Below are 14,536 nucleotides of genomic sequence, written 5' to 3' on the forward strand. Positions count from 1 at the left end.
AATTCTGGTTGCGGGGGCACGCACCCTTAATAAGAGACATACACTCCGCCTCTGGGGATAAATCCCGCCACATAAGCCTCACAGTAGGCCACACCTGAATATTCAAATGTAGCGATCTATTGCAAGGGCGCGAGAATATCACGCCAGAAGGCTTTTTGCTACTTAAATGAACAGTCGTTCTAAAATAAAGTACCCCTCGGGAAAAAGGTAATTTGAGTAACTTAAAATAGAATATGGCTCAAGAACCGCATGAAATAAGGCTTTCACTGAAAGTATAAAAGGTAATTTTAGAGTAATTATTTAGTAATCTGATTACCTTACTTATAGGTGATTTTCCTAGATCTAAAAATCCTTAATAATCAATAACTTATATAAAAATTACCTTTTAGATTACTTCAAGTTACCAATTGAAGGTAACTCACTATTCTTTTTAAAATCAACAACTTACATCACTAAAAAATAGGTGGTTACTCAGATTACCTTTTTCCCGCAACCTCCCTATATCCGAGCAAGCAACTAAGATTTCACATGATGCTGACGCTAGGCTTAAATGCTTTAAAAATCACAAAATTCACTAACAAATAAAAATTAAAACAAATACAACTGGTATTATCAAAACACGTGGATTGAGTTTCTTAATGAATATAAGAAAATAGTCTTTTAAAATATATAAAAATGACATCACAAAAATTTTAGAAACAAAAATCCTCACCAAGCCACTAAAAAAGCCTTGGAGAGTGCATCATTTCGCATCACCTTTCCCTATGTACTTTCTCTCTACGCCTCCCATAGGCGCATCACATGCCGAATATTTGAATGAAAACGAGCTAATTTAGCGCGGGGGCGCGGCGGGGGGCGAGTGGCGCGCCAAGGGCTAGAAGTAGAATTTTTTCTCGTTTTTTAGGCTGAATTTGAAGGCTTAGGGGCATTCTTTTTCAATATCCGACGTCAGGTGACGGTTATCTTGTCATGCGCCTATGGCCTCGCTTATCGCTTACTGTGAGCCTTGTGCTTTTTACTACCAGCATGGTCATTTTCTTTGGTTTCTTGTGGTGATTTTGAATGCCGAATTGATGCAATAAAGTGGTATTAATAGTCGGTATGTCCTGTCGGTAAGGCATGTTTTGTTTTACCGATAGCATCGTGTAATGATGTCTTGCAATACCTTATTTGTTAGGCTATGCTTGTCTTCGGTGCTGAACACACCTTCCACTAGCGGTCAACCACCCGCGTCCGACATCGTGGTTTTTTTACGCCCATAGGTTTTACTATGGCCGAGTAGTGCGTAGCGATACAAGACCCGCAAGGGGAAAGCTGCGAGCTGTCTAGTGGCAGTGTTCAAGTACTCGGCCGCCTCTCTGAACAGGAGGAAAACATTGAACTAAACCCACTAGGAGTCCATCATGGATGCTCAAACCACATCTCGTAAAAGATCACCCCGCTCTACTTTTAAAGCACCAGTCCTTAGTCTGGTACCACCTATTGCTCCTTTGCCTGTACACACCCAGCATGTTGCCAGCGTACTGGCTGAAGCTCGCCAAAAAGCCTTAGCTGGCGAAATAGAAGGCGCTGTGGTTGTTATCTTTCATAACAACTCTTGGCAGGCTACCATTGCAGGCTCTTTGATAGGCGATCAGGCTAAACTTTGCTCCATTGCTGGCGGCTTGCTCGGCAATTTTTCTATTCCACGCTAAGGGGGCGAAAGATGGACACACAATTAATCAATATTCCGTTTCACGGAGACACACTGGTATTACTCGATGACGATAAAAAACCGCTCGTGGCGATGCGCCCGATTGTCGAAAATATGGGCTTGGCATGGCAAGTACAACAAAGAAAAATCACGGATAAATTCAAATCAGTTGTCACCATAATGGTGACAACTGGAAAAGATGGTAAATCCTACGAAATGGTTTGTTTGCCATTAACCAAACTTGCTGGATGGCTCTATAGCGTTAATCCCAACAAAGTGGCGCCACATCTAAAGGACAAAATTGCACGTTATCAAGAAGAGTGCGATGCGGTCTTGTGGAACTATTGGTCAGGACAACACCAACGTGGCCAGCGGATTCAACTGCTTGCACCGCGCGACCCAATCCCTGAAATCGAAAACTCTACGCTTCCGCTAAAAATTAGTGACCTTCTGACTTTACAAGAGCAGAAGCGGCAACTGATGCGCCAAATACGTCAAAGTGATTGTTCAGCTGAACGTGCTGGACTGTTTATTAGTTTGCGTCGTATCTCTGATGTTCTAGGTGAAGATTTACCAGAGCTAAATGATTTTTCTTGGCCCACTAGGTTGCCTGCACTGACGTAAATTTTATTCACTGCCCCAATTTACAGATGTAAAAAAGCCCCGAACCTCGGGGCTTTTTTAATGATCAATCAGAGTGACTAGGCATCAACTAGTTCACGCTCTGCCTTCCTAGATTCTTCTTTGATCGCTTGTGTGGCAACACGCGCTAAAAATCCGGAACGTGTCTCATGTCTTTGTTTAATAAAGTCATCGATTTTACTTAATACAAATCGAGGCACACTGATATTAACGCGTTCTGGCTTAGGATCCAGCTTTGCCATATCGACATTAACAAATGCCCATATACCGCCTTGATAATCAGGATTGCTTGTCAGATCTTCGATTTTTGAAGGCTCAATATTGAACTGATCACCAGTCTCTAACAAATACTCGACGTGCATATAAATCGCTTCTCTTACATTTTCCATCGCTTCGTCGATTGTTTCACCTGAAGAATAGCATCCGGGAACGTCTGGCACTGTAACACCATATACGCTTCCTTCATCTTTATGGATGACGACCGCAATTTCCATTTTATACTCCTTTTTACACCCGTTTATGTCCGCTTAGCTCACGGTTTATGTATAACGATAGACGCACTTTTCATAGGTGCTATTTGACGTTATATTTGATTGAAACACATGCATTCACATAGTTAATTTAGCTGTCAAAATAGCCCAAGACTCTTGGGCTATTTCTATTACTTTAATCCCGCTTTCTTCAAGATATCGTTCAGTGTTCCTAACGGCATATCTTTTTTGGGGTGTGTTACTGTGATTAAAAGCGGGTTAGTTGGATGCTTAAATTGATGATGGCTACCTTTACATCGAACTTCGAACCATCCTGCATCTTTAAGCTGTTTAATTAACTCATTGGAAGTCATGCATCTCCTTATAAAAGTTTTGCATGTGTGTAATCATACACACAAACACACATAAGCACAACAAAAATGTGTAGTTGTGTGTATTTATTTATCTACTTGCCCTGAATCCGTTTCAACCTCTCTACTTTTTCATAGTCATCACGACAGTCGCGATTACAAAATAGCTGACTTGGCTCAATGGACTCATCACAAAATAAACAGTGTCCATCTCGATTGATGAAGTGATCCTGCCGTGCAAGTTTCAAAGCTGCGTCGGTGAACATATCGACAATCACATTTGAGTTATCAACGATGTCGCTCATTTGGAGTCTCCCGCTTCAGCCAAACCGTATGGGTTAAATTTAATTACCTCTTCCCCTATCCATTCATTCAATTGCATAAAACGTGCTTGTAGCGGCTCTAATTCGTTCTGTACAAATACTTTGGCAGCTGGCTCAACGGCGCCAAAGCCTCCGGTGTTATTTGGCACGATGCCAAGTAATTGAGGGGGAACACGGTGCGCGGCCAGCATGTCATCTCGTGTCACTGATTTGATGTTGAAGAACTCATCCTTTGCAGCTACTTCAGACACTGGCAATATTTGCAGTCCGTCTTTTTTACCGTTGGGCGCATACATAAAAACGTTACGGAAATTGCCTGGGCCTTTGCTATCACGTAACGCTTTACGCATCGCGTCAACGTCGTCCTGATTTTGTGCGGCATCTGTCATATATAAAATAAAGCCAGCATGTGATCCATTCTCGTAATACTTACGACGGAATAACGTTGCTGATTCATTTAACCATGCAGAATGTAATGCGCTTAGATACTCGGGCAAACCGTATATTTCTTGGTTGATGTCAGCTTCGATCAAATGGAAGATCGACCCTTCATGAAATTCATGATCTTTCGCGTGCCCTTGAGCATAGAAATACTGATTCAAATTATCGACACCTCGCCGCACATACTTTGCTAATGCTGGCTTTAAACCATAGTTACCGCCAAGTCGATTTTTAATATGCTCCAAATAAGAATTACCAAAGATCAGTTGATCGAGCACGAAACGAGCGAAATTTTCTCTTGAAAGCAGCTTGTGTGGAATAAACGTAGCACTGAGCAGGTTGCGCTTTACGTAGATCGGGCTACTGTGATGCACACTAGCTCTAAAAGACTTTGCCAGCCCATCAAAAGAGATCGGCGGATTGTAATACTTCCCATTCTTCCAGCATTCGATGTAATCAAGAATTGATGATTTGTTTAAAACAGGTGTTGGGTCTCCAAAACTAAAAGCCTCAATTTTTGTCGTTTTGGGCGCTGCTGATTGAATATCAGTACTAGTGGTGCTATTGAATCCATAGCGTTTCTTTTTCATTCGTAAATCTCCATAAATGATTGACTGTTTTGTACGCCACCGTCCAATGGTTCATGATCAAGCGCATGCATGAGCGCCCATGCTAGATCAGCATGTCCTGTGTCTTCATTTCGACCGGAAGAATAAGTAACGTGCTGTCCACTCGGTGTAATGGTTTTTTTGATCGCCATCATGGCTTGCATCAAATCAGTAGCCCCTGCATCGAACTCCAAACGTCCTTTATCGATGACATCCCTCGCTTTCAAAACAAGGCGCGATTTGACTTCCAAGCTATAAATAATTTTTTCGGCTGAAGGATAAAAATTGCGCACGATCTGAAATACACCGTCACCTAAGCCCGTTGCATCGATCCCGATATATTCGACGTTGTAACGTAAAGTTGATTGACGTATTAGTTCCGCTTGTGCAGCGAAATCCATTCCACGAAACTGAACACGCTCTAAAACCCTAAACTTCCCACCTGGGGTAAGTGGTGGCGCCACGATCACCATTCCAGCACTATCACCAGTTGATGCAGGATCGTAGCCAATCCAAACAGGCCTACTTCCGAATGGCCGTTCGGTAAATGGTTTAAAGTCATTCCATTCAACCCAAGAGTCGACCATGCATTTCTGCAAAGCAGATAAAGGAAATACTGACTGTGTATCGTCAATAAAATTACACATCAGTAAATTGTCGAATTGATCGGGGCTATATTCGTAATTGCGAAGTTCATCGATATCGAATAGATCGCAACCGCCGCGCTCGGCATCCAAGATAGTGACAATCTGGCGCCAGATCTTATCCTCACCAGTAAAGCCACTTGATAAGCGCTTGTGACTGATATCAATCTGCACCTGGTCTTTTTTAGATCGCCGTTTGTTGAACAAATCACCCGACCAGAAAGGATAGGCCTCATGCGACATGCTCGATGGCGTAGAAAAGTAAGTCTTACGCCATTGCTTATGCAAAGCCATACCAGATGCAACTTTGTTCAATTCTTGGAACTTATGCGTCCAGAAAAATTCGTCAAAGTAGAAATTGCCGTGATATCCCTGTGCCGTGCGTGCGTTGGTACCGAGAAAATAAAGATGTGCACCGTTTGGTAAAACAATAGGGTCACCAGTCAACTCGATATTCGCCGCCTCTTTAGCAAACTGAATAATGTACTGCTTGAATACATGTGCCTGAGCTTTCGATGCTGATAAGAAAATCTGATTACGGCCGGTTTCCATCGCATCAGCTAACGCCTCACGCGCAAAGTACCAAGTGGCACCAATTTGCCTAGACTTTAAAATGACTCGAGTACGCTGGTGACCATTGCGCATCCACACTTTTTGATAGTCAAAAAGCGAGTCGCGAAAAGCTTCTAACAGTTGGTCTTTTTGTTCATCGCTAAAATCATTTCGCGTTGGTTTGCGCTTTGGCCCCTCATTCCGTTTCGCTAAATTCGGGTTTAAGTCAACTTCATTGCCACCAGGTGCTTCATAACGACGCACACGCGCCATTTGTACAACCTGCCGAGTCAACAGGTCGATCTCTTTAAAATCGCCACCTGTCTTAGCTTCTTTAGCGATAAGGTGCACTAGTCGCGATTCGAGAGTAGCTTCAATCTTCTCAATGACAGGCGCTTTGTCCCATTCGTCTCTTTGCTTCCACGATTCAACTGTCGGGCGTTTGACTTTTAAATGTCGCGCAATAGATGACACACGCCAGCCTTCCCAATACAAGCGGCGTGCAGCTTTTCGAAGATCCGTAAACGAATCTTCGTCCTCCTCAATATTTTCTGTTTCCGTGTCAGGAATTAAAACGTCATCAGCGATCATGACAGCAAGCGTAGAGCCTACACGCGCGCGAAAGATAATCGGCTGGGTTGATAAGTTTTATATCAACGCTGGAATTATTGAATGCAAATCGAGACAAGCGGACTATGAAGTCTGAGTCCTTAGATTATCAATTTTGTTCGATTAACTTCCAGAGCGAATCCTATGTCAACTACAGCCAAGAAATACAAATCAAAAATGTTCCGCGTCGCCGTTGAGGGTGCCACTACAGATGGTCGAAAGATCGAACGTAGCTGGATTCAACAAATGGCAAAAAACTTTGATCCACAAAAATATGGCGCCCGAATCTGGTTAGAACATATTCGCGGTGTACTACCTGAAAGTTCATTCCGCGCCTATGGTGATGTGATCGCTGTCAAGGCCGAAGAGGTCAATATCGGCGGCACCAAAAAACTCGCACTCTTCGCACAAATCGAACCAACCGACGATTTAATCGCCATGACGAAAGCGAAGCAAAAAATCTATACGAGCGTTGAAATTAACGAGAAATTCGCTGATACCAACGAAGCTTACCTAGTCGGTTTAGGCGTTACAGATAGCCCAGCAAGCCTCGGTACTGAAGTTCTCAGCTTTGCATCACAACAGCCGAATAGCAACCCATTCTCAGCACGTAAACAAGATGCAAATAATTTGTTCTCTGAAGCTGTCGAAATCCAATTGGAATTTGAAGAAGTGACGACAGAAGACAATAAGTTCATGTCCAAAGTAAAAGATTTGATCAAAACATTTTCCACAAAATCCGCAACCGATGATCAGCGTTTCAATGATGTACAAGACGCAATGGAATCGCTACTGGAACACGTGGTAGAGCAAGACAAAAAATTCAAGTCACAAAGCGACTTAGTAAAACAACTCCAATCTGACTTAAAAACAGTGACCGACAAATTTACTGAATTTAAATCCGCATTAGAAAAACAACCTGGCAATGATTCCAACCGACCTCCATCAGATGGTGGTTCAGGCGGTACTCAGACCGAATTCTAAGTCAGTCATTTTGTATAAAACCTAGTTTCAAACATTACATCCGAATCAATCAGGAGAACACGAATGAAGAATTTCACACGCACCATCTACAGCCAATTACTCGCACGCATCGGCACATTGAATGGTGTAGATAACGTCACCGCCACTTTTAGCGTGGCGCCTACGATCCAACAAAAATTGGAAACGGCAATCCAAGAATCAAGCGCATTCTTGAAGAGTATCAATGTCATTGGTGTAGCAGAAATGGAAGGCGAAAAGTTGCGCTTAGGCGTATCGGGCCCCGTTGCTGGGCGCACCAATACAACAAACGCGGATCGACAAACGCGTGATCTAAGTGGCTTAAAAGATCAAAAGTACAAATGCTACAAAACTGACTTTGACACACATATTCCATACGCCAAATTGGACGCATGGGCGAAGTTTCCTGACTTCCAAAGTCGTGTCGCAAACGTTATTGTTCAGCAGCAAGCGTTAGACCGCATCATGATTGGTTTTAACGGTATCAGTGCAGCAGCCACTACAAATATCGTAACGAATCCGTTGCTGCAAGATGTAAATATCGGCTGGTTGCAACAAATGCGCAATGAAGCGCCAGAAAACGTCATGGATAGCGGTGCAACACCCAACAAAATCAAAATTGGCGCTACTGGTGACTATAAAAACCTTGATGCGGCGGTATTTGATGCAATCACATTGCTTGATCCATGGTTCCGTGAAGACAGCAACTTAGTAGCAATCGTTGGCCGTGAACTGATGCATGACAAGTACTTCCCACTCGTGAATAAAGATCAGGCTGCGACAGAAACACTCGCTTCCGACATCATCATCAGTCAAAAACGTTTAGGCGGCCTGCAAGCGGTAACAGTTCCGTTCATGCCTTCTAACGCGATTTTGATTACACGTATGGACAACTTGTCTATTTACTTCCAAGAAGAAGCGCGTCGTCGCAGCTTGATAGACAACCCAAAACGTGATCGCGTTGAAAACTACGAATCATCTAACGATGCTTACGTAGTAGAAGATTTCGGCATGGCTGCACTCATCGAAAACATTGAATTCGTTGAGGCTCCATGAGCCGGCTAAGTCCAGCGCAACAGCATCGCCAACGTGTGTTGTCAGTCAAAGCGGCTGAACAATCAACACACGGCGGTGTTGTGTCGGGAAGCGCCTACGAACTCATGTTAATCAAGCTGGCGACCGACCGCCAGCAATTAAAGTCAATTCAATCCATTCAACGAAAAATTGAGTTGAAACGCGAATTGGTCGCAGGTTATCAAGATTGGCTCGATGCTGCCATCAGCAAAGGCAACGGCGCTCAAGACATGATCGTCTCAACTTTACTGGTTTGGCACATCGATATCGGTGATTTTCAGCGCGCATTGCAGATTGCTTACTACATGATGCAACACGACATGCCATTGCCAGACCAATACAACCGAAACTTGGCAACGCTATTGCTAGATGAAATTCCGGATGCGTACATCAAAGCAGAAAAGATCGACGCTGATGCTGTCAATGTTCTTAAAGCGGTTGATTTTTTAACTGCAGATAAAGATGCGCCAGACCAGGCGCGCGCGAAATTACATAAAGCCTTAGCCTATGCCTATGTTCAACCGCTTGGTGAAGAGGATCTATTGCCTGAGCAAGTGGAACAAGCACAATTAGCACTGACTGAGTTCAACAAGGCATTAGCCCTCTTTGAAAGCATCGGTGTAAAGAAAGACATTGAACGCCTTGAGCGTCGCATTAAAAAAGCGACACCAGGATAAAGAGCACCCCTCGGCGCACGGCGGCGCGGGTTGATTACAGTTATTAGCCATGTCTGTATGAAACCCGCCCACCGCCGTCTTTTATGAGAATTCGGCATGTCATCATTTATTGCAAACGCAAGCAATCAAAACACAGGAAATAGCCAAGCTACCATCGCAAATAACGGCTTCTTTCCCGACATTAATATCGCTGCTATGCGCGATCGCATGCGTATCGACTCAACAATCACCACCCCGCGCTTAGTGGATGCAGCCACCCAGGCAATCATTCATGTCAATCAGCAATTATCGACATTTAAAGCAAGCAAAGTCGAACTGGGATTTTCAAAGCTAAGCGACGTACCTAGCGAGACGATTGCGGATGAAAGTGTCTTGACCTCTCATTACCTGCGAGCCGTGTACAGCATCGCTAAAGCAGATTTGATTGAGCGCTACAAAGACTACGATACAACCGCATCGTCACTTGACGATAAAAAGATGATTGAGTTCTTATCAACTGGTCCTGATGAGTGTCGTCGGAATGCGCAATGGGCAATCTCCGACTTAGTTGGGCGCAATCGTTCAACAGTGGAACTGATCTAGCAAAATGAAAGTGATTGCAAATCAGCACGACACATTGGATTTAATTTGTTGGCGCGTTTTCGGAAAGACCAACGGTGTCGTTGAACAAACAATCAAACTCAATCCACATGTGAGCAAGTCCGGCAGCATTTTGGAACAAGGCACTACGATTGTTTTACCAGATCTAATACCTGTCACACAAGAATTAAAAATGATCAACCTTTGGGATTAAGCATGTCACAGCATATTGTCGAAGAAACCGTTAAAGCTGTATTACCAATCACCATCAGCACAATTTACTTGTTCGGTATTCCGCTTGATCAATGGGTCCTAATACTGACAATCATCTATACGGTATTACTCATCATTTCAACGCTTCGCGACAAATTCATAACGCCCTACTTAGAAAAGAAAAAGCGGGAAATGTCCAAAGCTACTGGTGATCATCATGTTACCTGAACTAAAACGGAAATTAGCGGCCGCAGGCATCGTTGCTGCACTGCCAGTCGTTGCACTCTTTGAAGGTACAAGACTACCAGCATATCTCGATCCAGTTGGCATACCCACTATTTGCAGAGGTCATACAAAAGGGGTAAAACTCGGTCAAGTCGCGACACTGCAAGAGTGCGATGAAAAAACAGTGGCCGATCTATTAGAAGCCGCAAAAGTAGTCGAAAGTTGCGTCACGGTGCCTTTAAACAGCAATCAAAAGTCTGCTTTCACATCCTTTGCTTTTAACGTTGGCAGAGGAAAAAAAGGCATAAAAGACGGATTTTGCGAATTGAAATCTGGTAGACCATCAACACTAGTCACAAAAATCAATGCTAAGGATTACACAGGCGCTTGTAATCAATTATTGGGGTGGACAAAAGCAGGTGGTATCGAGTTGAAAGGTCTTGTAAGACGACGTCATGCAGAACGTCAATTATGTTTAATGGAGCCAACATGAACACATCAAACAACACAGAAAAATTCATCCAAATTAAGCAGATTTTAATCATGCTGATTGTCATCGTGGGGGTCTCGATCTATCTCTATGCAGAATACGACAATGCCGTAACGGAAAATGAACGCGCCACCGATATCGCTCGTCAACGCTATTCCGAACTAAAAGAAAAAGTTTTAGAAAAAGAAGCACGACTCGACAAGGATTTATCCACCCTCAACGAAGAACACCGAAAGGAATTAGCATATGAAAAAACTAAGCGTGACATTTTTATCGCTGGCGTGCGCAATGGCACTATCCGCTTGTCTATCCCCGTCGTCAGTTCGTGTAGTCGAATCGCCAACGGCACAGATTCCGCCCCTGGACAAATCGATCGGTACGAAACGCGAGCCGAACTTACGCCAGCGGCAGGATCAGCTCTTACAGCCATCGCAGACGAAGGAGACGAAGCAATCCGAAACCACAACGCCTGCATTGACGCCTACAACCTCGTACGAGACCGCTACAATGTACAAACCAAATAGTTTGCGCAAGCACATCACTGAAGCCAACCCAGATTTAAAAGATAATCCGGATAAATTGCTGGTTTTTGCTGATGAAGGAAAAGTAGTTGGCACAGGCACAGAATCACTGTCATTCGAGTACAACTATCGACTCAATCTAATCATTACAGACTATACAGGTGATTCAGATGCGATCATGGTGCCACTTTTGGCATGGCTGCAGCATCATCAGCCTGATTTGTTGGCCAACCCCGACAAACGCGCAAATGGCATCCGATTTTCAGTCGATTTTAATAATCATGAATCAATCGACTTATCACTGGAAATTGATTTGAGTGAGCGCGTCATCGTGAACAAGGTTGCTAATGGATTACAGATCACGCACGCTGGCGAGGCAATTCAAACACCCAACTTCGACCAAGATTTCTGGCAGCTATATTCCGGTGATAATTTACTTGCGCAATGGCGACTATCAGGCACGACGTAACAAAAATTAGATGAGCGATGATCTCAAATCACTAGAGCGATGGGCTGGTGCGTTACTAAGCAAGTTAGAACCGTCAGCACGTCGCTCTATCAATATGCAAGTTGCACGTGACTTACGCCGCAGTCAACAGCAACGCATCAAAGCCCAACTCGCACCTGATGCCAGCCCCTATACCCCACGCAAAAACCGTAAAAAGCTCAGAGATAAGCAAGGCCGTATCAAAAAGAAAAAAGCGGCTATGTTCACCAAAATCACACAAGCAAAATCATTCCGCGTCACCGCAGACCAAAATCAAATTGGAGTTGGATTCTTCGCCAGAGTAGCAAGAATTGCGCGGGTACATCAATTCGGTCTAAAAGATAAGGTCAGTCAGAACGGCCCCGAAGTCGTCTATGAAAAACGGCAATTGCTAGGACTAAGTGACGTAGAAAAAGAAAAAGTGCGCGATTCAATGCTCAAGCACCTTGAACAAACACGTCACCTATAAGAAGACAACCAAGTCATCAATCAAAACCAGCTTGTCAACTGTGGCGCAATGCGCTACACTTATTCCATGATTAAATCATTTTCGCATCGAGGCTTACAACTATTTTTCGAGACTGGTACCAAGTCAGGAATACAAGCACATCATGCAAATAAGCTAAGATTACAACTGGCAGCACTCAATCAAGCCATCAGACCGGAAGATCTCAATGCACCCAGTTGGCGCCTGCACTCGCTCAAAGGCAAACTGCAAAACCACTGGTCACTGACTGTCAACGGCAATTGGCGCCTGACGTTCAAATTTGAAGGAACTGATGTCATTTTATTGGATTATCAGGATTATCATTAGGAGTACACCATGCCCACCCAATTTAACCCACCCCACCCTGGGGAAGTATTACAAGAATACATAGAAGGCCACTCGGTCAGTGAGGTTGCTAGACACCTAGGCATTGATCGCACTACCTTATCGCGCCTATTACACGGCAAAAGTGACTTGTCCGCCGACATGGCACTACGCTTAGAGGCAGCGCTACGCACCAGCGCCAGCATGTGGCTTGGGATGCAAAGAGACTATGACCTATGGCAAGCACGCCAGCAAAAGCGTCCTACCATCAAGCCATTTGAGCAATTGGCAGCCTAAATCATCGAAGCGGTAAATCCGATCAAAATTTACCGCTTGCCAAATCCAAACACTTCCCCTATTCTTACCAACGGTGCTCAACACACCATCAAACAGCGGCCAACCACTCGCGTCCGACATCGTGGTTTTTTTACGTCCATAGCTTTCCTATGGTCGGGTAGTGCGCAGCGATACAAGACCCGCAAGGGGAAAGCTGCGAGCCGTCTGTTTGCGGTGTTGAAGTACCCGACCACCCTCTCAACAGGGGTGTTAATTCAACTTAACAAACAGGAGTCCATCATGGATGCTCAAACCACACGCCCTAAAAAATCCCCACGTTCTACCTTCAAAGCACCCGTTTTAAGTCTAGTTCCCCCTATTGCTCCTTTGCCAGCACACCCCCTTCATGTCGCCACTGTCATGGCAGAAGCACGTCAGCAAGCATTGAATGGCGACATCGAGGGCGCCATTGTGATTAGTTTTAATGAGGGAAAATGGCAAGCAACAATCGCAGGCAGCCTAATTGGTGAGTACACCAAACTGTGTGCCATTGCAGGCGGTTTGTTGGGTAACTTCATGGCCGCACGTTAATAAGGGGCTCATCATGACATCGCATATTCGCTTTAACCAAATCGTTGAACGTAGCCGCTTCCCCTCAAACGCAGTGACACGCTTAAATGCGTTGGACAACAAGCTAGCACCCTTATACGGCGTGCAAAACGATACCTTGACTGCGCTTGATTTTGATAGCGTGATCAATGAACTACGTGACGTCAGCTTCAACCTCACTGAGATAGCCGACATCAGCAACGATATGGCCGTGACCGATCAAGCATTGACGATTATTCTCGATTACCTACGTAATTGCGGCGATCAACTAATATCGCCACAGGCCGTTTATGTTTTGCTGCAACCACTTCAAGAGCGCCATGCGGCTATTTGGGATGCTGTAAATGATTTGGTATGAGGTAGCCATTAAATCTCAAGCTTCACGCGCGCGTAAAAAAGTCTGAGTTGCTAAGCGCCATACTAACCTCTCGATACGTGACCTAGTGATTAGGTCACGTCATCATCAACGGCATGAACTTCAATCTTGCCGACCTCTCCCGCAGACTAGAAAACATCGTACGAATCGGTACGATTTTTGACGTTCGACACAGCAAACAACCACATGTGCGCGTCACACTTGGCGAGATCGTCACAGATTGGTTACCAGTTTTCACGCTTCGTGCAGGCGACACAAAAACATGGTCACCGACCACCAAAGGCGAACAATGCATCGTGTTTTCACCCAGTGGGGATTTAGGCGCTGGTGCGGTCTTGGTTGGCATCAACAGCCAGCATAACCAAGCGCCCGACGACAACCCAGACAACACACGCACAGAATACAAAGACGGTGCCATCTTTGACTACAACCATGAAGATAGTCACTACAAAATCACTTTGCCAAGTAACGGAAAAGTAACGATAAATATTGGCGCCACCACACTAGAAATGACCACCGACGGTACAACACTCACTACACCTCGATTTGATGGGGTGCAGTCATGAGTAACGGCATTACCGTCAAACTGAAAGATTCAGCAGGCGGAATGCAATTCGCAGGCGGTCAACATTTCTTCTACGTTGAAGGAAGTGAAGTAGTACTGCTCGGTGATGCAGTTCAACCGCATGGCAAAGCACCACATATGGCGCCAATCATGTCTGAAGGTTCTAGCTGGATGAAACTCAATGGCATTCCCGTTTGTCGTCAAGGGCACAAAGCAAGCTGTGGTCATGCAAGCACTGGTCGTACTTGGTTTTCCATCGCGTAAGGATCAATGATGGC

The 14,536-nt window shown here is 44.6% G+C and carries 24 protein-coding genes; 18 read left to right on the forward strand and 6 right to left on the reverse strand.

Annotated features, from left to right (window positions below; genetic code table 11):
• Window positions 1-1,219: 1,219 nt before the first annotated feature.
• On the reverse strand, window positions 1,220-1,342 hold the full coding sequence (locus ACFFJH_RS18430; protein ID WP_390214485.1) for a hypothetical protein: 123 nt from the start codon (window positions 1,340-1,342) through the stop codon (window positions 1,220-1,222).
• Between the two features lie 61 nt (window positions 1,343-1,403).
• Between ACFFJH_RS18430 and ACFFJH_RS18435 the strand changes: the two genes are divergently transcribed.
• Together ACFFJH_RS18435 and ACFFJH_RS18440 are read left to right on the forward strand one after the other, a co-directional pair.
• Window positions 1,404-1,694 (forward strand): hypothetical protein, encoded by a 291-nt coding sequence (locus ACFFJH_RS18435; RefSeq protein ID WP_390214487.1) that lies wholly within the window; start codon window positions 1,404-1,406, stop codon window positions 1,692-1,694.
• 11 nt (window positions 1,695-1,705) lie between these two features.
• Entirely contained in the window at window positions 1,706-2,317 is a 612-nt protein-coding gene (locus ACFFJH_RS18440) for a phage antirepressor N-terminal domain-containing protein (protein ID WP_390214489.1), read from the forward strand.
• A 77-nt stretch (window positions 2,318-2,394) separates the two neighbouring features.
• Here the strand turns inward: ACFFJH_RS18440 and ACFFJH_RS18445 are convergent, their stop codons facing one another.
• The 5 genes from ACFFJH_RS18445 to ACFFJH_RS18465 all read right to left on the reverse strand — a co-directional run bounded on the left by ACFFJH_RS18445 (window position 2,395) and on the right by ACFFJH_RS18465 (window position 6,335).
• Entirely contained in the window at window positions 2,395-2,829 is a 435-nt protein-coding gene (locus ACFFJH_RS18445; protein ID WP_390214491.1) for a type II toxin-antitoxin system HicB family antitoxin, read from the reverse strand.
• A gap of 167 nt (window positions 2,830-2,996) precedes the next feature.
• Window positions 2,997-3,179: a type II toxin-antitoxin system HicA family toxin gene (locus ACFFJH_RS18450; protein WP_390214493.1), complete on the reverse strand. Its 183-nt coding sequence runs from the start codon at window positions 3,177-3,179 to the stop codon at window positions 2,997-2,999.
• Window positions 3,180-3,271: 92 nt separating this feature from the next.
• Window positions 3,272-3,481, reverse strand: coding sequence for a DUF2116 family Zn-ribbon domain-containing protein (locus tag ACFFJH_RS18455; protein ID WP_390214495.1), 210 nt, complete (start codon window positions 3,479-3,481; stop codon window positions 3,272-3,274).
• Window positions 3,478-4,530: a phage portal protein gene (locus ACFFJH_RS18460; protein ID WP_390214498.1), complete on the reverse strand. Its 1,053-nt coding sequence runs from the start codon at window positions 4,528-4,530 to the stop codon at window positions 3,478-3,480. Before ACFFJH_RS18460 ends, ACFFJH_RS18455 begins: the two co-directional genes overlap by 4 nt.
• Window positions 4,527-6,335, reverse strand: coding sequence for a terminase ATPase subunit family protein (locus tag ACFFJH_RS18465; protein WP_390214500.1), 1,809 nt, complete (start codon window positions 6,333-6,335; stop codon window positions 4,527-4,529). The genes ACFFJH_RS18460 and ACFFJH_RS18465 overlap by 4 nt, the downstream gene beginning before the upstream one ends.
• Before the next feature lie 162 nt (window positions 6,336-6,497).
• Here ACFFJH_RS18465 and ACFFJH_RS18470 point away from each other — a divergent pair, with 162 nt between their 5' ends.
• The 16 genes from ACFFJH_RS18470 to ACFFJH_RS18545 all read left to right on the forward strand — a co-directional run bounded on the left by ACFFJH_RS18470 (window position 6,498) and on the right by ACFFJH_RS18545 (window position 14,522).
• Window positions 6,498-7,337, forward strand: a complete 840-nt coding sequence (locus tag ACFFJH_RS18470) for a GPO family capsid scaffolding protein (RefSeq protein WP_390214502.1) — start codon at window positions 6,498-6,500, stop codon at window positions 7,335-7,337.
• Window positions 7,338-7,400: 63 nt separating this feature from the next.
• Window positions 7,401-8,411 carry a phage major capsid protein, P2 family gene (locus ACFFJH_RS18475; protein ID WP_390214504.1) on the forward strand — a complete coding sequence of 337 codons (1,011 nt, stop codon included), beginning with the start codon at window positions 7,401-7,403 and terminating at the stop codon, window positions 8,409-8,411.
• Entirely contained in the window at window positions 8,408-9,106 is a 699-nt protein-coding gene (gpM, locus tag ACFFJH_RS18480) for a phage terminase small subunit (RefSeq protein WP_390214506.1), read from the forward strand. The genes ACFFJH_RS18475 and gpM overlap by 4 nt, the downstream gene beginning before the upstream one ends.
• A gap of 96 nt (window positions 9,107-9,202) precedes the next feature.
• Window positions 9,203-9,688, forward strand: a complete 486-nt coding sequence (locus ACFFJH_RS18485) for a head completion/stabilization protein (protein ID WP_390214508.1) — start codon at window positions 9,203-9,205, stop codon at window positions 9,686-9,688.
• Window positions 9,689-9,692: 4 nt separating this feature from the next.
• Complete coding sequence (locus ACFFJH_RS18490) at window positions 9,693-9,899, forward strand: tail protein X (protein WP_390214510.1); 207 nt, start codon at window positions 9,693-9,695, stop codon at window positions 9,897-9,899.
• A 2-nt stretch (window positions 9,900-9,901) separates the two neighbouring features.
• Entirely contained in the window at window positions 9,902-10,126 is a 225-nt protein-coding gene (locus ACFFJH_RS18495) for a phage holin family protein (RefSeq protein ID WP_390214512.1), read from the forward strand.
• Entirely contained in the window at window positions 10,116-10,616 is a 501-nt protein-coding gene (locus ACFFJH_RS18500) for a lysozyme (protein WP_390214514.1), read from the forward strand. Before ACFFJH_RS18495 ends, ACFFJH_RS18500 begins: the two co-directional genes overlap by 11 nt.
• The gene (locus ACFFJH_RS18505; RefSeq protein ID WP_390214515.1) at window positions 10,613-11,137 is read left to right on the forward strand and encodes a lysis system i-spanin subunit Rz; all 525 of its coding nucleotides are present in this window, start codon (window positions 10,613-10,615) and stop codon (window positions 11,135-11,137) included. The genes ACFFJH_RS18500 and ACFFJH_RS18505 overlap by 4 nt, the downstream gene beginning before the upstream one ends.
• A complete protein-coding gene (locus ACFFJH_RS18510) occupies window positions 11,121-11,603 on the forward strand; it encodes a phage tail protein (RefSeq protein ID WP_390214516.1) in 483 nt (160 codons plus the stop codon). Before ACFFJH_RS18505 ends, ACFFJH_RS18510 begins: the two co-directional genes overlap by 17 nt.
• Window positions 11,604-11,613: 10 nt before the next feature.
• Complete coding sequence (locus ACFFJH_RS18515; protein WP_390214518.1) at window positions 11,614-12,090, forward strand: phage virion morphogenesis protein; 477 nt, start codon at window positions 11,614-11,616, stop codon at window positions 12,088-12,090.
• Window positions 12,091-12,156: 66 nt separating this feature from the next.
• The gene (locus ACFFJH_RS18520) at window positions 12,157-12,435 is read left to right on the forward strand and encodes a type II toxin-antitoxin system RelE/ParE family toxin (protein WP_390214520.1); all 279 of its coding nucleotides are present in this window, start codon (window positions 12,157-12,159) and stop codon (window positions 12,433-12,435) included.
• A 9-nt stretch (window positions 12,436-12,444) separates the two neighbouring features.
• Window positions 12,445-12,729 (forward strand): HigA family addiction module antitoxin, encoded by a 285-nt coding sequence (locus ACFFJH_RS18525; RefSeq protein ID WP_390214522.1) that lies wholly within the window; start codon window positions 12,445-12,447, stop codon window positions 12,727-12,729.
• A gap of 279 nt (window positions 12,730-13,008) precedes the next feature.
• Complete coding sequence (locus ACFFJH_RS18530) at window positions 13,009-13,299, forward strand: hypothetical protein (RefSeq protein WP_390214523.1); 291 nt, start codon at window positions 13,009-13,011, stop codon at window positions 13,297-13,299.
• 13 nt (window positions 13,300-13,312) lie between these two features.
• Complete coding sequence (locus ACFFJH_RS18535) at window positions 13,313-13,675, forward strand: hypothetical protein (protein ID WP_390214524.1); 363 nt, start codon at window positions 13,313-13,315, stop codon at window positions 13,673-13,675.
• A 113-nt stretch (window positions 13,676-13,788) separates the two neighbouring features.
• Complete coding sequence (locus ACFFJH_RS18540; RefSeq protein ID WP_390214526.1) at window positions 13,789-14,259, forward strand: phage baseplate assembly protein V; 471 nt, start codon at window positions 13,789-13,791, stop codon at window positions 14,257-14,259.
• Window positions 14,256-14,522, forward strand: coding sequence for a PAAR domain-containing protein (locus ACFFJH_RS18545; protein ID WP_390214527.1), 267 nt, complete (start codon window positions 14,256-14,258; stop codon window positions 14,520-14,522). Before ACFFJH_RS18540 ends, ACFFJH_RS18545 begins: the two co-directional genes overlap by 4 nt.
• Window positions 14,523-14,536: the final 14 nt, after the last annotated feature.

Origin of the sequence: Affinundibacterium danionis (genome assembly GCF_042432465.1) — a bacterium.
Taxonomy (GTDB): Bacteria; Pseudomonadota; Gammaproteobacteria; order Burkholderiales; family Burkholderiaceae_D; genus Undibacterium; species Undibacterium danionis.

What these genes read in the sequence shown, in the direction of transcription:
- ACFFJH_RS18435 (WP_390214487.1), top strand. Translation starts at nt 1,404, where the DNA reads ATGGATGCTCAAACCACATCTCGTAAAAGATCACCCCGCTCTACTTTT.
- ACFFJH_RS18440 (WP_390214489.1), top strand. Translation starts at nt 1,706, where the DNA reads ATGGACACACAATTAATCAATATTCCGTTTCACGGAGACACACTGGTA.
- ACFFJH_RS18445 (WP_390214491.1), bottom strand. Translation starts at nt 2,829, where the DNA reads ATGGAAATTGCGGTCGTCATCCATAAAGATGAAGGAAGCGTATATGGT.
- ACFFJH_RS18450 (WP_390214493.1), bottom strand. Translation starts at nt 3,179, where the DNA reads ATGACTTCCAATGAGTTAATTAAACAGCTTAAAGATGCAGGATGGTTC.
- ACFFJH_RS18455 (WP_390214495.1), bottom strand. Translation starts at nt 3,481, where the DNA reads ATGAGCGACATCGTTGATAACTCAAATGTGATTGTCGATATGTTCACC.
- ACFFJH_RS18460 (WP_390214498.1), bottom strand. Translation starts at nt 4,530, where the DNA reads ATGAAAAAGAAACGCTATGGATTCAATAGCACCACTAGTACTGATATT.
- ACFFJH_RS18465 (WP_390214500.1), bottom strand. Translation starts at nt 6,335, where the DNA reads ATGATCGCTGATGACGTTTTAATTCCTGACACGGAAACAGAAAATATT.
- ACFFJH_RS18470 (WP_390214502.1), top strand. Translation starts at nt 6,498, where the DNA reads ATGTCAACTACAGCCAAGAAATACAAATCAAAAATGTTCCGCGTCGCC.
- ACFFJH_RS18475 (WP_390214504.1), top strand. Translation starts at nt 7,401, where the DNA reads ATGAAGAATTTCACACGCACCATCTACAGCCAATTACTCGCACGCATC.
- gpM (WP_390214506.1), top strand. Translation starts at nt 8,408, where the DNA reads ATGAGCCGGCTAAGTCCAGCGCAACAGCATCGCCAACGTGTGTTGTCA.
- ACFFJH_RS18485 (WP_390214508.1), top strand. Translation starts at nt 9,203, where the DNA reads ATGTCATCATTTATTGCAAACGCAAGCAATCAAAACACAGGAAATAGC.
- ACFFJH_RS18490 (WP_390214510.1), top strand. Translation starts at nt 9,693, where the DNA reads ATGAAAGTGATTGCAAATCAGCACGACACATTGGATTTAATTTGTTGG.
- ACFFJH_RS18495 (WP_390214512.1), top strand. Translation starts at nt 9,902, where the DNA reads ATGTCACAGCATATTGTCGAAGAAACCGTTAAAGCTGTATTACCAATC.
- ACFFJH_RS18500 (WP_390214514.1), top strand. Translation starts at nt 10,116, where the DNA reads ATGTTACCTGAACTAAAACGGAAATTAGCGGCCGCAGGCATCGTTGCT.
- ACFFJH_RS18505 (WP_390214515.1), top strand. Translation starts at nt 10,613, where the DNA reads ATGAACACATCAAACAACACAGAAAAATTCATCCAAATTAAGCAGATT.
- ACFFJH_RS18510 (WP_390214516.1), top strand. Translation starts at nt 11,121, where the DNA reads ATGTACAAACCAAATAGTTTGCGCAAGCACATCACTGAAGCCAACCCA.
- ACFFJH_RS18515 (WP_390214518.1), top strand. Translation starts at nt 11,614, where the DNA reads ATGAGCGATGATCTCAAATCACTAGAGCGATGGGCTGGTGCGTTACTA.
- ACFFJH_RS18520 (WP_390214520.1), top strand. Translation starts at nt 12,157, where the DNA reads ATGATTAAATCATTTTCGCATCGAGGCTTACAACTATTTTTCGAGACT.
- ACFFJH_RS18525 (WP_390214522.1), top strand. Translation starts at nt 12,445, where the DNA reads ATGCCCACCCAATTTAACCCACCCCACCCTGGGGAAGTATTACAAGAA.
- ACFFJH_RS18530 (WP_390214523.1), top strand. Translation starts at nt 13,009, where the DNA reads ATGGATGCTCAAACCACACGCCCTAAAAAATCCCCACGTTCTACCTTC.
- ACFFJH_RS18535 (WP_390214524.1), top strand. Translation starts at nt 13,313, where the DNA reads ATGACATCGCATATTCGCTTTAACCAAATCGTTGAACGTAGCCGCTTC.
- ACFFJH_RS18540 (WP_390214526.1), top strand. Translation starts at nt 13,789, where the DNA reads ATGAACTTCAATCTTGCCGACCTCTCCCGCAGACTAGAAAACATCGTA.
- ACFFJH_RS18545 (WP_390214527.1), top strand. Translation starts at nt 14,256, where the DNA reads ATGAGTAACGGCATTACCGTCAAACTGAAAGATTCAGCAGGCGGAATG.